The sequence below is a fragment of the Dyadobacter sp. 3J3 genome (genome assembly GCF_009801115.1).
In the GTDB taxonomy this organism is placed as follows: Bacteria; Bacteroidota; Bacteroidia; order Cytophagales; family Spirosomataceae; genus Dyadobacter.
In genome coordinates, this window is the sequence record NZ_VTOL01000014.1 from 81638 (window position 1) to 99449 (window position 17812).

The window sequence follows — 17812 nt, forward strand, 5'->3', positions numbered from 1 at the left end:
TTTATGCTTTAATCGTGCAGGACTCCGTCCAGTCCCAGTGGCTCAATTTCGATGATATTGTCTTCCACAATACTGTCCGGCACGAATATAAATTTTTTATCGTAAATCTGATTTCCAAGAAAATAACTGATCCAGAACTCATTATTCAGGTGAAAAACTTCCGGCATAATCGGTTCTACAACCACATGATCCTGCGCTTTAATTTCCGGGAAAAAGTGACGCAATGTTGACGTTTTTATCCCAGCATTTTCACCCGATTCTGTATTTCCATATCCTTTTGAAGTAACAAAAACTCCGGTGATCGGCTGATCGTTTCTATTAATTACAATGACATTCCATTGCGCCTCATTCAATTCGTCAATTGTGCGGACAATTGCCACCTTAACGCCTTCTACGGGATGAAATATAATATCCTTCTTCATTCTTTTCCTTTATGCTTAATTTTCTAAAATATCTGTTTTTGAATAATATGGATTTGTCCAGTCCATTTCAAAAAGACTACCTAAATGATTTTTTAACCTTGACGAAACTTCATCTAAATCGACTTCATGACCAAGTTCCTGAGAAATCGAGGTAACCGCTTTGTCTTCAATCCCGCAAGGGACAATGTTTCCAAAGTAAGCCAGATCTGTATTTACATTTAAGGCGAAACCGTGCATGGTTACCCAGCGACTGGCTTTCACACCCATGGCGCAAATTTTTCTTGGGTTTTTTTGTTCAACAAAATCCAGCCATACACCAGTTAATCCGCTGATCCTCCCTGCACTGATATCATAATCGGCCAGCGTAAGAATGATTGCCTCTTCCAGCGTCCGCATATATTTATGAATATCCGTGAAAAAATTGTCAAGATCAAGAATCGGGTAACCGACCAGTTGTTCGGGACCGTGATACGTAATATCACCTCCCCGGTTTATCTTATAAAATTTCGCCTGTTTCTGACTCAGATCGTCTTCACTCAGTAATAAATGATCCAGTTTCCCGCTTTTTCCCAACGTGTAAACATGCGGATGTTCACAGAAAATTACACGGTTTGGTGTCAATAATTGTTCATCAGCCGGAAGCTTACGGTTTTGTGTTTTGATCGCAAGCGTTTCTGCAAACAGTTTTTCCTGGTAATCCCAAGCTTCCTGATAATCGACCAGACCTAAATTCCGGAATTCAACTTGTTTATTAATGAGGGTATTCATGTCTGAAGGAAATCGATTTAATAACGGAAAATATCAAATCAAATGGTTTGAAACAAATTTGGCCTTTTCGGCTGTGGAAAATCAATTACTTAAAAATGTTGCCCTAATCAAAGATCGATTAAAACGTATAATCGATGAGGGTTTTCTTTTACTTACTATGCAATAACACTATTTTGTACTAAAAATGTTCGAATGGCTATACACAATACAACCGGAAGCTGGGGTGAAACTCAGGCAACGACCTTTTTGGAAGGAAAAGGTTATGAAATCATTGAAAAAAATTACCGCCACAAACATGCGGAAATTGACCTGATCGTCAAGAAAAACAAAACGCTGATTTTTGTGGAAGTGAAAACCCGTAGCGGAACGGGTTTCGGAATGCCAGAGGAATTTGTAAATTATACCAAGGCAAAACTTATCATGAAAGCAGCAGAAAATTACATTTATACCAAAGACTGGCATTTTGATATACGGTTTGACATTATTTCCATTTTAATTCTTTCGAGTGGCGGGATTAATATGAAGCATATTGAAGATGCTTTTTCGTGAGATAGTATGGTTTTGGTGTTTTTGAGTAATAAGATTTGTCTGGACTCTTATTTTAATTATGGTATCCAATAATTGGTAGGAGTTTATGGAATTTCCAGGAGACTCCTATGGAGTCGGGAATCCAGCTGGGGTAAATATTGGCTATAAACAGGATGCTCCTAACGGAGCGGGATAATTGTAAATGACTGATAATAAGACGTTTGATTCAAAGTGCTTTTCAAATATTTCGAAGCCACGAAGTGGCTTCCTGTTTATAGAAAACGCTGCTACCCACGACAAATTTTGGCTCCGTAGGAGCCTCCTGATCTTGCTAAATATTTGAAAAAACACATGAATAAAATTATCTGTTCAATATTTATAATGCTGGTGGCGATAAACCTTCATGCACAGCCAACAACAAAACACGATCTCCAATTTGATTCTCTGGCAACTGTATGGGACGAGGCAATTCCACTGGGAAATGGAACCGTCGGTGCGTTGATATGGAAAAACGGCGACAAATTACGCTTTTCACTTGACCGCGCCGACATCTGGGATATGCGTCCAATGGCTGGATTGCACCGCAAAGAATTCAGCTACAAATGGGTGCAGGAACAAGTTGAAAAGAAAGAATACAAACCCGTTCAACAGTATTTTGATGCGCCTTATGATAAAGAACCCGCTCCCTCGAAAATTCCGGCGGGAGCATTGGAATTTGGTTTTACAGGCAAAAGCAAGGTGAAATCTGTTCATCTCTCTCTGGAAAAAGCTTTGTGTGAAGTAAAATGGGAAGGTGGTATGACGTTGAAAACTTTTGTTCATGCAACAGAGCCCGTTGGATGGTTTAAATTTGAAAATGTAAGAACAGATATTATTACCCAACTAATAGCGCCCAAATATCACGGTAAATTGTCGGGCGGTGAAGTTAATTCCTTGGTAGGAGATGATCTGGCCAGATTGGGTTATAAACAAGGAAAAGTAAATCAACGGGGAAATACAATTGTTTACAAACAGGAAGGCTGGGGTGGATTTACCTATGAAATAACGGTTCAATGGAGAAAAGTCACTCCGGGAACCATTGAAGGTGTATGGAGTATCTCTTCTCAATACCCAGAGAAAAAGCTTAATCCTGTCTCCTCTTCATTTGTCAAGACAACTATGTTGCATGGATTTGAAAAGGGTTTCCTGAGTCATGTAAACTGGTGGAAAAAATTCTGGGGTCAATCTGCTATCCATGTCCCCGACCCTGTCATTGAAAAACAATGGTATCTTGAACAATATAAATTCGGATCTGCTGCCCGTCGTGGTGCTCCTCCCATTTCTTTACAGGCTGTTTGGACCGCAGATAACGGCCGAATTCCGCCATGGAAAGGCGATTTTCATCACGATTTGAATACGCAGCTTAGTTACTGGCCAAGTTACAGCGGAAACCATCTGGAAGAAGGGCTAGGTTATTTTGATCATCTGGATGAAAACCTGGCCAATTACAAGCGTTATACCAAAATGTATTTCGGCGTTGATGGACTGGCAGTTCCGGGAGTAACCACTTTGGATGGAACGGAAATGGGCGGCTGGATTCAATATTCCCTTTCACCGACTGTTTCGTCCTGGCTGGCGCATCACTATTATCTGCAATGGCGGTATAGTATGGATACCGATTTCCTGAAAAACCGGGCTTATCCCTGGGTTAAGGAAGTTTGTACATTTCTTGAAAATATAACGGTTAAAGATTCAACTGGTCAACGGAAACTACCGATCAGTTCAAGCCCTGAAATAAAAGATAACAGCCTGGAAGCCTGGTTTCCACAAAATACAAACTATGATCTGGCATTGATGAAATTCTCTTTCAGCACCGGTGCCGAACTTGCCTTGGAGCTGGGTTTAGTAGCCGAATCGGATCATTGGAAATCGATACTTTCGGAGTTTGGCGATTATGCCTTTACTGAAAACAACGAACTCATGTTTGCGCCAGGTTTGCCTTATGAAGAATCGCACCGGCATTTCTCACACATGATGGCGATTCATCCTTTAGGTTTGATCAAATGGGAAGACGGAGAGAAATCACAAAAGATTATCAAAAACACGATTGCGTTACTGGATAAAGTTGGCCCTGATTATTGGTGCGGATATTCCTATGCGTGGCTGGCCAACATGAAAGCAAGGGCAAAAGACGGTGAAGGAGCCGCGAAAGATCTATCCATTTTCGCAAAGGCTTTTGTATTGCCAAATAGTTTTCATGTCAACGGCGATCAAAGTAAATCCGGTTTGTCCAAATTTACCTATCGACCTTTTACATTGGAAGGGAATTTTGCTTTTGCAGCTGGCTTGCAGGAAATGATGCTTCAAAGTTATGCCGGATTTATAGAGATCATGCCGGCTGTTCCGGCGTCCTGGAAAGACATTGCTTTTGAGAAACTTAGAGCAGAAGGTGCGTTTTTGATTAGTGCTAAAAAGGAAAATGGCCAGGTCACGGAAGTCAAAATAGATGCGGAAAAAGATGGGGTTGCTACTTTGAGATTACCCTTTAAAAAATATCAGGTGTTGTCTGCTAAAAAGGTTGTGACAAATGTAGTGGAAGATGGTTTTGTGGAACTAAAATGTAAAGCCGGTGGAAGCGTTATATTAAAAGCGGAACTTTAAGAAAAATGCAAAACTTTGTTTTGTCAAAATGTTTAAAGTGTAATGCATTGATCAGTCGGATATGATTTGGCGGAATTTGGGACAAATGAAGTATTTTTATTAGTACCGGGTCTTTTAAAAAAATCGGTGATTCAAATTAATTCAGTTCCTGACAATGAAAAAGTGGTATTTTATTGGTTTGGGTGTGACGGTGGTTTTGTTATCATCTTTCTCATGGTCGGGATTCTTCGACCATCAGGTGGATTATAATGAGGAGGTAAAACCAGTATTGAATAAAAACTGCATGGGCTGTCATGGCGGCGTGAAGCAGGCTGGCGAGGTAAGTTTTTTGTTTGAACATGAAATGCTGGAACCCGGGAAATCCGGTAAAATTCCTGTGCTACGCGGTGATGCGGATGCAAGCGAAATGATACGCCGGATTTTGTCAGATGATCCCGATGAAAGAATGCCCAAAGGTGGTGCGCATTTGAAAGAAGAGGATATTAAAATCCTGAAAAAATGGATCAATCAAGGTGCAAAATGGGAAACGCATTGGGCCTATAAAAGAATTGAAAAACCGGAAGTCCCGTCGAATAAAAATCTCTGGAATCTTTTTGGTTTGATTAATACCGGAAATGTGAATTGGCCTAAAAATGAGGTCGATGAATTTGTTCTTCAAAAATTAAAACAGGAAAAACTTTCACCTTCTCCCCAAGCTGATAAAGCGACATTGATCCGCCGTTTAAGTCTGGATTTAACCGGTTTGCCTCCCACGGAACAAGAAGTGGCTGATTTTGAAAAAGATACTTCTCCTAATGCTTACGAAAAAGTTGTCGACCGGTTATTGAAATCTCCTTCTTATGGTGAACGCTGGACTTCCATGTGGATGGATCTGGCGCGTTATGCGGATACCAAAGGTTATGAGAGTGACGGTGGCAGAAATATCTGGCGTTACCGGGATTATGTGGTGAAATCTTTCAATGCAGATAAACCTTTCGATCAATTTACGATTGAGCAGTTGGCCGGGGATTTGATGCCGGAAAAGAAAACCGGAATGCCGTCTGATGAAAATATGATTGCCACGGCTTTTCACCGGAACACCATGATCAATAATGAAGGCGGAACCGACGATGAAGAATTTCGGGTAGCCGCACAGATTGATCGTGTTAACACAACCTGGGAAGTTTGGCAGGGCACAACCTTCGCCTGCATTCAATGCCATAGCCATCCATATGACCCGATTCCGCATGAGGATTATTACAAATACATGGCGTTTTTCAACAATTCCCGTGATGAAGATGTTTGGGATGAATGGCCAAAACTTCGTTTTTACAAAGGCGAAGATTCTGCACGCGTTGAAAAAGTAAAATCGTGGATTAATAAATATAATCCGAAGGAGACGCAGAAATTTACACAGTTTATGCGTGTAATGGAGCCGAAAATTAATGCGCATAGTATAGTAAAAGGCGACGAATCAACAGTTTTGTTGATTTCGTACTATGGTGTCAAGGATAAGGGAAATGCAAAAATCCCAAATGTAGATTTGACTGGTGCAGGCAGTTTGGTGATGAATATTTCTACCAAAGCGGAAAATGCGGTGATGACTTTCCATTTGGACAAAATCGATGGACCGGTTATTTCCAAACTAAATGTTCCAACCAGAGATACTGTTTTGGTTACACCAATTCCCAAGATTTCCGGAAAACACGATATTTTTCTGAAACTGAAAAGTCCCAAAAATCCGACTGAATGGGTGAGGATTACATGGCTTGCTTTTCAGGAAGCTTTGCCGGGAGCTGGTGAACCGGAATATCCGGAAATTCTGAAAGATTATTCAACAATTTTGACCAAGTCAACGGAAAGTATGCCGGTGGTTTGGGAAGGAACAGGCGATTTTGCCCGGAAAACCAATGTTTTTATAAGAGGAAACTGGTCGGTAAAAGGTGCAGAAGTAAAACCGGATGTTCCAAAATTACTTGCACCGATGCCAAAGGAATATCCTAAAAATCGGATTGGATTGGCTAAGTGGATTGTTAGTCGGGAGAATGCTTTAACTTCAAGAGTTATCGTAAACCGTTTTTGGGAGCAGTTATTTGGTAGAGGAATTGTAGAAACGGTAGAAGATTTTGGCTCTCAGGGCGCTGAACCCTCGCATCCGGAACTCCTCGACTGGCTCGCTGTGAATTTCATGGAGGAAGATCATTGGAGCGTTAAAAAACTGTTGAAAACGATGGTTATGTCCGCGACGTATCAGCAAAGTTCAAAATCTGATAAAGGCAGACAAGAACAGGATCCCTATAACCGGTTTATTTCAAGAGGTCCAAGAGTACGCCTGAGCGCGGAACAGGTTCGTGACCAAGCAATGGCAGCAAGCGGATTGCTTTCGTCAAAGATGTACGGTCCGAGCGTAATGCCTCCACAGCCGGAAGGTATCTGGTCGTCACCTTACAGTGGCGAAAGCTGGAAAGTGAGTGAAGGGGAAGATAAACATCGGAGAGCAGTTTATACGTATTGGAAACGCACAGCACCCTATCCTTCCATGACCACATTCGATGCGCCAAGCCGTGAATTTTGCCAGTCGAGAAGAATCCTGACGAATACGCCTTTACAGGCTTTGGTAACTTTAAATGATCCTGTATATCTGGAAGCAGCAGAAAAACTGGCAACCACCATGCAAAAACGTGGAAAAACACCGGAAGAGCAACTTCGGGAAGGGTACAGACTTTTAACTTTCCAGCCTATCAACGATAAAAGTTTAAAGGTTTTGGTAAAAATATATGGTGATGCGTTGAAATCTTATCGGGCCAAACCGTCTGATGTGGATAGCATTCTGGTTTACGGAAAAGAAAGAAAATCACCGGAATTGGCTGCTTTGACGATTTCTGCCAACGTAATGCTGAATCTGGATAATGTGGTGACAAAAGAATAACCGGAGAAATTTCTCTGATTCTAATACTGATTACAGATATGGAAAAGTTATTGAAAGAATTACAACATGCTGATCTGCATGGTCAAACGAGGCGGCATTTTTTGCAATCTGCGGGATTTGGCCTTGGTGCTTTGGGACTTGGATCATTGTTGGGATCTTGTAGCAATTCGAATGCAGAAACGGGCGTAGCGGCTGAGGCAATGGGAGCGAAGATCCCGCAATTTGCTCCGAAAGCCAAGCGGGTTATTTATATCCACATGGCAGGTGCACCTTCGCAGCTGGAATTGTTTGATTACAAACCTGAGCTGGAAAAATATCATGGAAAAGATTGTCCGGCTGAATTTCTGGAAGGAAAGAAATTTGCCTTTATCCAGGGTGTTCCCAAAATGTTGGGACCGCAGGGAAAGTTTAACCAGTATGGACAATCCGGTGCCTGGATGTCTGACTATATTCCTTATTTACAAACGGTTGCCGATGAAATCACTTTCATCAAATCCATGCACACAGATCAGTTTAACCACGCTCCCGCGCAGTTATTATTGCATACGGGAAGTGCACGGTTAGGTCGCCCGAGTTTGGGTGCCTGGTCGGTTTATGGCTTAGGTTCAGAAAATCAGAATTTGCCCGGATTTATCGTGCTTGCTTCGGGTGGAAGGCAGCCGGATGCGGGAAAAAGTGTTTACGGTAGCGGCTTTCTGCCATCAGTCTATCAGGGCGTACAATGCAGAACGGGTGGAGATCCGGTTTTATATGTGACGGATCCGAATGGTATGAACAGGAATATGCGGAAACAGACTATTGAAGCGATTAATGAGATTAATAAACAAACCTACGATGATGTAAAAGATCCGGAAATATTAACCCGGATCAGTCAGTATGAAATGGCGTTCCGGATGCAAATGTCTGTGCCTGAGGTAATGGATGTTTCCAGGGAACCTCAGTTTATTCTGGATATGTATGGTGTGAAACCGGGTGAAGGAACCTTTGCTATGAATTGTCTTTTGGCAAGAAAACTGGTTGAAAATGATGTACGGTTTGTACAACTTTTTGACTGGGGCTGGGACGGCCACGGTACTACGGCAGGCGATAATGTGGAAGGAGGATTAAGAAATAAATGCAGGCTTTCGGACAAACCTGTTGCTGCCTTAATTCAGGATTTAAAAATGCGTGGTTTGCTGGATGAAACTTTAATTATCTGGGGAGCAGAATTTGGCAGGACGCCTATGCAGGAAAACAGAAACGGCGTTGTAATGCCTTATATGGGTCGCGATCATCACCTCGAAGCTTTCACTATGTGGATGGCTGGCGGTGGTGTCAAAAAAGGATATACACATGGTGAAACGGACGAACTGGGCTATTACGGTGTAAAAGATCGTGTTCATGTGCATGACTTACAGGCTACGATTTTGCATCTGATGGGCTTTGACCATGAAAAATTCACCTATCCATTCCAGGGAAGAAATTTTAGATTAACTGATACAGAAGGGAAAGTGGTAAAAAATATTATTGCTTAACAGGATATGATTGGTCAATCGTCGTCTTAATCCTGAAATCAAACATTAATCCAATGCCAAATGATACCGTGCTTGCTTTTCGCATGCAATTGAACAAGGGAAACGAAGCAGAATACAAAAAAAGACACGATGAAATCTGGCCGGAATTGGCTGAACTTTTGAAAAACGCTGGAATTCAGGAATATTATATTTTTCTGGACGAGGTTACGCTGGCACTTTTTGCTTTTCAAAAACTTTCACCAGATGCGGATACTTCCGGATTATCCTCGCTTCCGATCATGAAAAAATGGTGGGATCATATGGCTGATCTGATGGAAGTTAATGCAGATAATTCACCAAAAGTTGTCGCCTGCCCGGAAGTTTTCCGGTTATAGTTATTTCATCGTTATAGTTTTTTCTATGTTAATCCTCCTTCAGGCCTCAGACTGGACTTATTTTATTGGGCGTTTTCATCCGGTCCTGGTGCATTTACCGATTGGGTTTTTGCTGATTGCCGGACTCCTGGAAATTGGCAGGCGAACAGGGAAAATTTCGGTAAACGATTCTACAATTACTTTTATTCTGTTTTGGTCTGCTGTTGGCGCCACATTGGCTTGTATTGCCGGATACCTTTTGTCGCTCGGCGGAGGATATGATGAGGAATTATTGAGTGATCATAAATGGAAGGGAATTGGTGTCGCCGTTTTTGCCTGGATCGCCTGGTTATTTAAGTCGGGTAAAATTTCGGTCGGTTCAGCGGTTTATTTACCTGCGCTGGGTCTTTCTACACTTTTGACCTTTACAGCTGGTCATGATGGGGGTTCGCTTACGCATGGAGATGGCTATTTGACTCAATATACGCCCGAACCATTCCGATCTATCGCTGGAATTCCTCCACGTACGGAGGAAAAAACAGAAATGAAACCAATTACCGATATTAATCAGGCGGTGGTTTACAAAGATATTGTCCAGCCAATTTTAGAAATGCGGTGCGTGCAATGCCATAATGCCAACAAGCAAAAGGGTGGATTACGTATGGATAATTTGGCTATGCTGCTGAAAGGTGGAGAAGACGGCCCGGTTTTCGTTTCCGGCAAAGCACTGGAAAGTGCCATGATCAAGCGTTGTCTGCTTCCTGAAACGGACGATGACCATATGCCCCCCAAAGGCAAACCGCAGCTTTCAGAATCACAAATTACTTTACTGAGCTGGTGGATTGAACAGGGAGTATCAGCCGATAAAAAAGTATCGGATCTGAAAATTTCCGAACAGGTTAAACCTGCTCTTGCTTCGTTGACTTCGGGTTCGGAAGGCAAAAACGCACAGCAAGTTGACTCTCCTGTTTTAAGTTTGCAGGTTCCGGTACCAAATGAAAAATCGGTTGCGGCTATTAAAAAGGCAGGACTTATCGTTATGCCAATTTCTCACGATAAAAATCTGCTGGAAGTAAGTGCAGTAAATGCGTCCGGTTTTGGAGATGGGCAAATCAATTTATTCTCTCCTCTTTCGGAGCAAATTATTTGGCTTAAACTGGGCGGTACCAAGGTGACGGATGCAGCTACCAAAGAAATCGGCAAACTCAAAAACCTGAATAAACTCCATTTAGAATATACGGCTGTGACGGATGAGGGTTTAACGTCGCTGAAAGATTTGCAATATCTGGAATATATCAATTTGGTTGGTACTAAAATTACCGATGCCGGCTTGAAGAATCTCGCGTCATCTAAAAGTCTTAAAAATATTTATATATGGAAATCTGCGGTGACGGAAAATGGTGTTGCCGAAGTGCAAAAATTACATCCGGATCTGCATATTGTAAATGGGTTTAATGAGGCAAAAGTTGCTGAGTTTCTCAAGGCCGGAGATACGAATACGAAAGAAGAAAAGCCAAGGATTCAATAGTCAATTTAAGAAATTTGGACATTTACAGCAGCAGAGCTGCGAAATATTTGTAGACCATAATATTCTCCTAACTGGTAAGGGTGCAGCGCACCGAAATATTTATTAGCTGACATTCTGTCAACGGTTTAACACATTTAATTTGTTTTCACAATCAATTACGAAATGAATCGTAGACAATTTGTTAACAACTCAATTGCCGGATTAGGCACCTTTGCATCCATTGAAACAATCGCAAAGGAGAACTCGCCCTCATTTGAAAAAGCCAATGCCAATTCTCTGAAAATCCTGGCGACCAATTGGGGTTACGAGGGAACTGTCGAGGCATTTTGTGCAGCTGCAAAAAAAGAAGGATATGATGGCGCAGAGTTTTGGTGGCCGCAGAATCAGAAGGATCACGACGAGTTATTTTCAGCATTGAAAAAGCACGATTTGCAGGTGGGATTTCTATGCGGTTCAGGATTAAAAGACTATGCTGCACATCTGGATTTTTTCAAAAAATCAATTGATGCAGCTACAACAAAATCAGAAATCAAACCACTTTATATCAATTGTCATAGTGGAAGAGATCATTTCAGTTATGACCAGAATAAAGCATTTATTGATCATACAAGCGAAGCTTCGGAGAAAAGTGGGATTTCGATCTATCATGAAACACACCGTGCAAGAATGCTTTTCGCGGCACACATTGCCCGGAATTTTATCGAGAAAAATCCGAAATTAAGATTGACTCTGGACATTTCCCACTGGTGTAATGTGGCGGAAACCTTATTGGAAGATCAGGAAGAAACGGTTGCACTGGCACTTTCCCGGACAGGACATATTCATACACGTATAGGACATTCGGAAGGTCCACAGGTGAATGATCCCCGTGCCCCGGAATGGGAATCTGCGCTAAAAGCACATTTAGCGTGGTGGGATGTTGTTGTGGAAAGAAAAATAAAAAGCGGAGAGCAAATTACGTTTTTGACAGAATTTGGTCCTCCGCATTATATGCCAACGGTTCCGTTCACAAACCAGCCGCTAGCTAATCAATGGGAAATTAATGTTTTTATGATGCATTTGCTGAGAAAGCGTTACAGCAAATAGCTATAATTTTCTTTCCAAAAGCGTTAAAATGCTTTGAAGACCTTCCGCATCTGTTTCAGAAAAATCATTCAACTGGTCGCTATCAACATCCAGAACCATGGCCACGGTACCGTTTCTATGGAAAACGGGTAATACGATTTCTGATTTAGAAGCAGAAGCACAGGCGATGTGTCCAGGAAACTGATCTACGTCCGGTACGATAATCGTCTTTTGCTGGGAATAACTTGCGCCGCAAACGCCTTTGTGGAAAGGAATACGGGTACAGGCAATTGGTCCCTGAAAAGGTCCCAGAACAAGTTGACCTTCTTTCGCTAGATAAAAACCGACCCAAAAAAATCCAAAAGCCTCTTTTAAGGCAGCGGAAATATTGGCAAGGTTTGCAGTCAGATCGCTTTCGGTTTCGATCAAACTGTTGATTTGCGGTAATAAGGCATCATAAATTTCTTTACGATCCGTTCCGACGGGTATTATTAATTCCTCAGCCATTTCTTAGGATGTACTATTTGATCAGTTGAACAGTGATTTCTTTTAAAAAGTTGGATAATAGTGAGTATTTTTTACAAGTCAGACATTATTAATGTGTTATTTAGTGCATTAATATTTCAGTATCAATTGAACCAATGAATCACCGCCATATATTGCTGATGGACGGCCCGGATCATAAAGGGCTTATTTATCAGGTAACCCGAATACTTTTTGAGCATAATCAAAACATCATCCGTAACGATGAATATGTAAGTCCATCTGCTTATTTTTTCATGCGTACGGAATTCGAGGGAGAAACGGATGCAACCGAATTATTGCAGATTCTTAAAGAGAAATTACCAGCCGGGATTAACCTTCGTCTTAATCCAAAAAAGAAGAAAGATATCGTTGTGATGGTCACCAAAGAGCATCATTGCCTTGGCGAATTGTTGCTTCGCTATGCGTTTGACGAGCTGGATGCCAATATTCTGGCTGTGGTTAGTAATTATAACACACTTCAACCGCTGGTCAGTAAATTTGGTATCCCCTTCCATTTTATCACGCACGAAAATAAAACCCGTGAAGAACATGAAGAGTCAATTCTGAGGACTCTGGATGTTTATAGACCGGAATATCTGGTTCTGGCAAAATATATGCGGATTATCACGCCTGAATTTGTCAACCATTTTCCCGACCGGATTGTCAATATCCATCATTCATTTTTGCCGGCATTTATTGGTGCAAATCCTTATCGACAGGCTTACGAACGTGGTGTGAAGATTATCGGGGCGACGGCGCATTTCGTAAACAATGATCTCGATGAAGGCCCGATTATTGCGCAGGACGTCAAATCTGTGGATCACAGACAAACGGCTAGTGATATGTCAACTTTGGGAAGAGATACAGAAAAACGGGTTTTAACGTCGGCTTTAAAGCTGGTTTTTAACGACCGCGTTTTTATTCATAATAACCGGACCATCATTTTATAAACAAGAAAAAAGCCCTTAGTCAGACTCACCGAGGGCTTTTTGTAATCTGATGGATGTTATTGATATGTAATGTTACAAAAAAGCATTGTAACATCAAATTCATATTCAGGTAATTATCCAAAATGATGTATGAAAAATATTAGGCGATGACAACCGTTCGTGCCAAATCCACCAAATCTTTGTCGTTAACTTCTTTCTTCAAATCGGCAACATCGAGGAATTTTGTGTAAAGATCATCCAGGATCGCTTTTTCAAAAGTGTATCCCAAAAGCTCCAAACGATGTTTTAGAGCATGGCGTCCACTACGTGCCGTCAAAACGATATCCGACTTATCAACACCCACGTCCTGTGGATTCATGATTTCGTAATTAAGCGTATTTTTTAAGTGACCATCCTGATGAATTCCTGAGGAATGCGCAAATGCGTTACGTCCAACGATCGCTTTGTTAGCCTGAACCGGCATACGCATCATTTTTGATACCAACTGGCTGGTAGGGTAAATTAATTGCGAATTTACACCTGTTTCGTAACCCAATTCTTTATGAACATTCAGAGCCATCACTACCTCTTCCAACGAAGTATTTCCGGCACGCTCTCCAATTCCATTCATGGTCACCTCCACCTGGCGAGCACCTTCACGGATACCAGCCAATGAGTTAGCAGTCGCTAAGCCAAGATCATTATGACAGTGAATAGAAATTGTTGCGTTATGAATTCCTTTTACGTTTTCGAAAATATATTTGATTTTGGCACCGTATTCCTCGGGTAAGCAATATCCTGTTGTATCAGGTATGTTTACTACCGTTGCACCCGCAGCAATCACAGCCTCAACCAATTGTGCAAGAAAAACAAGGTCAGCTCTTCCCGCATCTTCACAGTAAAATTCTACGTCTTCTACCTTGCCTTTGGCGTATTTCGTAGCAGCGATCGCTCTTTCAAGAATCTTTTCTCTTGTCGTATTGAATTTATGCTGAATATGAATATCAGAAGAACCGATTCCCGTGTGGATACGGCCTCGTTTAGCAAATTTAAGTGCATCGCCGGCAGCATCAATATCACCTGTTACAGCACGTGAAAGCGCACAAATAATAGGCTCACGAACTGCTTTTGATATTTCTACAACCGATCTGAAATCTCCCGGACTTGATACAGGAAACCCAGCTTCAATAACATCTACCCCAAGTTTTTCGAGTTGTGTAGCTACAATTATCTTTTCTTCTGTTGTCAATTGGCTTCCCGGGACTTGTTCGCCGTCGCGTAATGTTGTGTCGAAGATTTGAACTCGTTGACTCATTGTGGGTACTTTGATTAAAGATTGAATTACGAATTTACTAATTTTAGGACAATATAAAACCCTTTCCGTGTTAGAGAAAGGGTTTTTGATCTATTCAAGACAATGCCTTTCTCCTGTTTATAGGTTACTCTGATTGAGCAGAAAAATGCAATTGTCAATAAGTTTCATCTTTATTTTATTTGCGAAAATTCGCTGACTGCGATTTTCTTCTGCAAAGTACTAAGAAGATTTTGGTTGCACAAATCATTCTTAATGAAAATTCAAAAAAAGATGTATTTTATAAGGAATCCTATTTTTTATATTAAATACGTTTCAAAATTTCCTCACCAATTGCGTCTGTTCCTAGAATAAATTCTGGTGCAGTGGTTGAATCAGCGATATCACGCGTACGGAAACCAGCTTTCAAAACCTGATCAATAGCCGAGATAATGGCGTCAGACTCAGCTTTCAAACCAAAAGAAATATCAAGAAGCAAAGCAGCAGAAAGAACCGAAGCCATTGGATTAGCAACGCCCATTCCTGTGATATCATGTCCGGAACCGTGGATCGGCTCGTAAACACCTGTGCTGTCACCTACCGAGGCAGACGCTAACATGCCCATAGATCCTGCAATCTGACTTGCTTCGTCGGTCAAAATATCACCGAATAAATTTGCTGTTACAACCACATCAAAACGACGAGGATCTTTAATAAGCATCATCGCAGCGGAATCAACGAATTGGTGTTCTACTGTGATATCCGGATATTCAGGAGCAAGAGCCTGAACAACTTCACGCCATAGTCTGCTTGTTTCCAAAACGTTTGCTTTGTCAACAGAACATAATTTTTTGCCACGTGTCCGTGCCGCTTCAAAAGCTCTGCGGGCAATGCGTTCTACCTCATAGCGGCTATATTCAGCAATATCATACGCTGTATCTCCGTCGTTTTTACGACCTTTTTCTCCAAAATAAATATCTCCGGTCAGTTCGCGGAAGAAAAGAATATCAGAGCCTTTAAGGATTTCTGGCTTGATCGAAGAAGCACCAAGAAGCTCATCAAATAACTTAATAGGACGCAAATTGGCGTATAAACCAAGTTCTTTACGCATTTTAAGTAACCCTTGCTCAGGACGAACTTTCGCAGTCGGATCGTTATCGTATTTTGGGTGACCTACGGCTCCGAATAAAATAGCATCCGAAGCACGCATTTTTGCCAAGGTTTCATCAGGAAGCGGATTTCCGGTTGCTTCAATCGCAACATGGCCCATCAGTGCTTCGTCGTAGCTAAATTCATGTCCGAATTTCTCAGCAATTTTCTGTAAAACTTTTTTCCCTACTTCTGTTACTTCCTGTCCGATACCATCACCTGGTACTATTAAGATGTTCTTCTTCATTATTATCGTTAAAATTTATAATACGTTGGCCGGTAAAATGGCGTGACGGTTTATTATGGTTTTGATTTAGATTTTAAAAATTCCTATGTCACCCCTTCGGGGTTATATTTCATTATGTTCAATTGGTTTGCTATTATAATGTCATCCCTTACGGGATTGTAATAGCAGGCAAACCCTTGTTTTTGTTTTTGGCGACATTACATTTTTAACGAATTCCCCCAAAATTTATTCGCAGGGGAACATTTCCTGGTATCGTCCACAATCCCGAAGGGATGTCAGTATTATAGCAAATATATTCTACTGCGAAAATTTAGCCCTGAAAGGGTGGCACTCTACATGCACAGTAACCTCACTCGAAAGACAAAGAATTAAACTTTTTGCAATTCGGCAGCGATTTCCGGCGTCAGCTTTACTGTATTCGGAACACCCAACAAATTCAACATTTTCTGCGTTGCCTGAATCGCAGAAACCGTCTGGTCGGAATCCAAGCCCCTGGTCTTTACATCTTTACCATTTATTTCCCAGGTAATGATCGTTTCGCAAAGCGCATCTGTTTTTCCTCCTGGCGGGATTCGCACGGTATAATCCGTTAACATTGGCAATAAAATTCCCTTTTTCGCATAGATCTTTTTCAATGCATTCATGAACGCATCATATTGACCATCACCCTGCGCGTTTTCCTCAAAAATCTCATCGCCAAAATTAATCTGCAAAGTTGCAGATGGTTTCAGATTTTTCGAATGCGTTAACACATAATTCAGGATGACAACCTTCTCTTCAATTGCATTGCTATCCAACACGTCAGAGATGATGTAAGGAAGATCTTCTGGCGTTACAACCTCTTTCCTGTCGCCAAGCTCGATGATCCGCTGGGTTACTTTTTTGAGGTCGGCATCTGTTAATGTAATCCCGAGATCTTTGAGGTTATTTTCAATATTCGCTTTTCCTGAAGTTTTACCCAATGCATAAGAACGTAATCTTCCAAAACGTTCCGGCATCAGATTACTGAAATAGAGATTGTTTTTCTTATCTCCATCTGCATGAATACCAGCAGTTTGTGTAAAAACGCTTTCGCCAACAATCGGCCGGTTGGAAGGAATTCTTATACCTGAAAATGTTTCAACAATCTTGCTGATTTTATATAATGATCGCTCAACAACCGAAGTTTCAACTTCCGGCATAAAATCTTTTATAACTGCGATGGTACTGGCCAAAGAAGCATTTCCAGCTCTTTCACCCATACCATTTACAGTCAAATGAAGTCCATGTGCACCCGCGCGAATTGCTTCCATCACGTTAGCAATGCTCAGATCATAATCATTATGCGCATGAAATTCAAAATGATTATCAGGATAACGGTCGACGATTGATTTTACAAATTCGTACGATTCAGAAGGTGTAAGGATACCCAGCGTATCGGGTAAAAGAATGCGTTTTACGGGTTGTTTTGTCAAAAAGTCGAGCGCTGCAAAAACGTATTCACGGGAAGTACGCATGCCATTACTCCAATCTTCAAGATAAACATTACAGCTTATCCCGTTGGATTGTGCAAGTTCAATGACCTGTTCAATATCTTCAAAATGCTGCTGTGGAGTCTTTTTTAACTGAAAAGTGAGGTGGTTCAATGAACCTTTGGTGAGCAGATTCATCACTTTTGCGCCTGAATTTAGCATCCAGTTGATAGATGCATCACCGTCCACAAAAGTTAGAACTTCGATTTTATCAATAAAACCGTTTTGATTTGCCCAGTTTGTAATTTTTTTGACTGCTTCAAATTCGCCTTCGGAAACACGCGCCGAAGCGATTTCGATACGGTCTACTTTTACTTCTTGCAACAAAAGCTGAGCGATCGTCAGCTTTTCAGATGCCGAAAACGACACACCGGATGTTTGTTCTCCATCCCGGAGTGTCGTGTCCATTATTTCTATATAGCGTTTATTCATGG

The 17812-nt window shown here is 41.4% G+C and carries 14 protein-coding genes; 8 read left to right on the top strand and 6 right to left on the bottom strand.

The window, feature by feature from the left end:
- Nucleotides 1-8: 8 nt before the first annotated feature.
- Together FZF08_RS25365 and lipB are read right to left on the bottom strand one after the other, a co-directional pair.
- Nucleotides 9-422 carry a hypothetical protein gene (locus FZF08_RS25365; protein WP_159475398.1) on the bottom strand — a complete coding sequence of 138 codons (414 nt, stop codon included), beginning with the start codon at nt 420-422 and terminating at the stop codon, nt 9-11.
- Between the two features lie 15 nt (nt 423-437).
- Entirely contained in the window at nt 438-1190 is a 753-nt protein-coding gene (lipB, locus tag FZF08_RS25370) for a lipoyl(octanoyl) transferase LipB (protein WP_159475401.1), read from the bottom strand.
- 192 nt (nt 1191-1382) lie between these two features.
- Between lipB and FZF08_RS25375 the strand changes: the two genes are divergently transcribed.
- The 7 genes from FZF08_RS25375 (at nt 1383) to FZF08_RS25405 (ending at nt 11747) form a co-directional block, all read left to right on the top strand.
- On the top strand, nt 1383-1739 hold the full coding sequence (locus FZF08_RS25375) for a YraN family protein (protein WP_159475404.1): 357 nt from the start codon (nt 1383-1385) through the stop codon (nt 1737-1739).
- A 330-nt stretch (nt 1740-2069) separates the two neighbouring features.
- Nucleotides 2070-4358, top strand: coding sequence for a glycosyl hydrolase family 95 catalytic domain-containing protein (locus FZF08_RS25380; protein ID WP_159475407.1), 2289 nt, complete (start codon nt 2070-2072; stop codon nt 4356-4358).
- Between the two features lie 154 nt (nt 4359-4512).
- The gene (locus tag FZF08_RS25385; protein WP_159475410.1) at nt 4513-7266 is read left to right on the top strand and encodes a DUF1553 domain-containing protein; all 2754 of its coding nucleotides are present in this window, start codon (nt 4513-4515) and stop codon (nt 7264-7266) included.
- A gap of 38 nt (nt 7267-7304) precedes the next feature.
- On the top strand, nt 7305-8780 hold the full coding sequence (locus FZF08_RS25390) for a DUF1501 domain-containing protein (RefSeq protein WP_159475413.1): 1476 nt from the start codon (nt 7305-7307) through the stop codon (nt 8778-8780).
- A 53-nt stretch (nt 8781-8833) separates the two neighbouring features.
- Nucleotides 8834-9154 carry an L-rhamnose mutarotase gene (locus FZF08_RS25395; protein WP_159475416.1) on the top strand — a complete coding sequence of 107 codons (321 nt, stop codon included), beginning with the start codon at nt 8834-8836 and terminating at the stop codon, nt 9152-9154.
- A gap of 25 nt (nt 9155-9179) precedes the next feature.
- Nucleotides 9180-10661 (top strand): c-type cytochrome domain-containing protein, encoded by a 1482-nt coding sequence (locus tag FZF08_RS25400; RefSeq protein ID WP_159475419.1) that lies wholly within the window; start codon nt 9180-9182, stop codon nt 10659-10661.
- A gap of 162 nt (nt 10662-10823) precedes the next feature.
- On the top strand, nt 10824-11747 hold the full coding sequence (locus tag FZF08_RS25405) for a sugar phosphate isomerase/epimerase (RefSeq protein WP_159475422.1): 924 nt from the start codon (nt 10824-10826) through the stop codon (nt 11745-11747).
- Here FZF08_RS25405 and FZF08_RS25410 read toward each other — a convergent pair whose 3' ends face one another.
- Nucleotides 11748-12233: a GAF domain-containing protein gene (locus tag FZF08_RS25410; protein ID WP_159475425.1), complete on the bottom strand. Its 486-nt coding sequence runs from the start codon at nt 12231-12233 to the stop codon at nt 11748-11750.
- A 134-nt stretch (nt 12234-12367) separates the two neighbouring features.
- Between FZF08_RS25410 and purU the strand changes: the two genes are divergently transcribed.
- Nucleotides 12368-13201, top strand: a complete 834-nt coding sequence (purU, locus tag FZF08_RS25415) for a formyltetrahydrofolate deformylase (RefSeq protein ID WP_159475428.1) — start codon at nt 12368-12370, stop codon at nt 13199-13201.
- Between the two features lie 139 nt (nt 13202-13340).
- On the opposite strand, the gene FZF08_RS25420 is transcribed toward purU, so the two are convergent.
- The 3 genes from FZF08_RS25420 to FZF08_RS25430 all read right to left on the bottom strand — a co-directional run bounded on the left by FZF08_RS25420 (nt 13341) and on the right by FZF08_RS25430 (nt 17810).
- Nucleotides 13341-14495 carry a 2-isopropylmalate synthase gene (locus FZF08_RS25420; RefSeq protein ID WP_159475431.1) on the bottom strand — a complete coding sequence of 385 codons (1155 nt, stop codon included), beginning with the start codon at nt 14493-14495 and terminating at the stop codon, nt 13341-13343.
- Nucleotides 14496-14796: 301 nt separating this feature from the next.
- Nucleotides 14797-15867, bottom strand: coding sequence for a 3-isopropylmalate dehydrogenase (gene leuB, locus FZF08_RS25425; protein ID WP_159475434.1), 1071 nt, complete (start codon nt 15865-15867; stop codon nt 14797-14799).
- Between the two features lie 368 nt (nt 15868-16235).
- Nucleotides 16236-17810 carry an alpha-isopropylmalate synthase regulatory domain-containing protein gene (locus tag FZF08_RS25430; RefSeq protein ID WP_159475437.1) on the bottom strand — a complete coding sequence of 525 codons (1575 nt, stop codon included), beginning with the start codon at nt 17808-17810 and terminating at the stop codon, nt 16236-16238.
- Nucleotides 17811-17812 lie beyond the last annotated feature (2 nt).

Excerpts from the sequence above, each read along its gene's own strand:
- FZF08_RS25365 (WP_159475398.1), bottom strand. The coding sequence starts at position 422 with ATGAAGAAGGATATTATATTTCATCCCGTAGAAGGCGTTAAGGTGGCA.
- lipB (WP_159475401.1), bottom strand. The coding sequence starts at position 1,190 with ATGAATACCCTCATTAATAAACAAGTTGAATTCCGGAATTTAGGTCTG.
- FZF08_RS25375 (WP_159475404.1), top strand. The coding sequence starts at position 1,383 with ATGGCTATACACAATACAACCGGAAGCTGGGGTGAAACTCAGGCAACG.
- FZF08_RS25380 (WP_159475407.1), top strand. The coding sequence starts at position 2,070 with ATGAATAAAATTATCTGTTCAATATTTATAATGCTGGTGGCGATAAAC.
- FZF08_RS25385 (WP_159475410.1), top strand. The coding sequence starts at position 4,513 with ATGAAAAAGTGGTATTTTATTGGTTTGGGTGTGACGGTGGTTTTGTTA.
- FZF08_RS25390 (WP_159475413.1), top strand. The coding sequence starts at position 7,305 with ATGGAAAAGTTATTGAAAGAATTACAACATGCTGATCTGCATGGTCAA.
- FZF08_RS25395 (WP_159475416.1), top strand. The coding sequence starts at position 8,834 with ATGCCAAATGATACCGTGCTTGCTTTTCGCATGCAATTGAACAAGGGA.
- FZF08_RS25400 (WP_159475419.1), top strand. The coding sequence starts at position 9,180 with ATGTTAATCCTCCTTCAGGCCTCAGACTGGACTTATTTTATTGGGCGT.
- FZF08_RS25405 (WP_159475422.1), top strand. The coding sequence starts at position 10,824 with ATGAATCGTAGACAATTTGTTAACAACTCAATTGCCGGATTAGGCACC.
- FZF08_RS25410 (WP_159475425.1), bottom strand. The coding sequence starts at position 12,233 with ATGGCTGAGGAATTAATAATACCCGTCGGAACGGATCGTAAAGAAATT.
- purU (WP_159475428.1), top strand. The coding sequence starts at position 12,368 with ATGAATCACCGCCATATATTGCTGATGGACGGCCCGGATCATAAAGGG.
- FZF08_RS25420 (WP_159475431.1), bottom strand. The coding sequence starts at position 14,495 with ATGAGTCAACGAGTTCAAATCTTCGACACAACATTACGCGACGGCGAA.
- leuB (WP_159475434.1), bottom strand. The coding sequence starts at position 15,867 with ATGAAGAAGAACATCTTAATAGTACCAGGTGATGGTATCGGACAGGAA.
- FZF08_RS25430 (WP_159475437.1), bottom strand. The coding sequence starts at position 17,810 with ATGAATAAACGCTATATAGAAATAATGGACACGACACTCCGGGATGGA.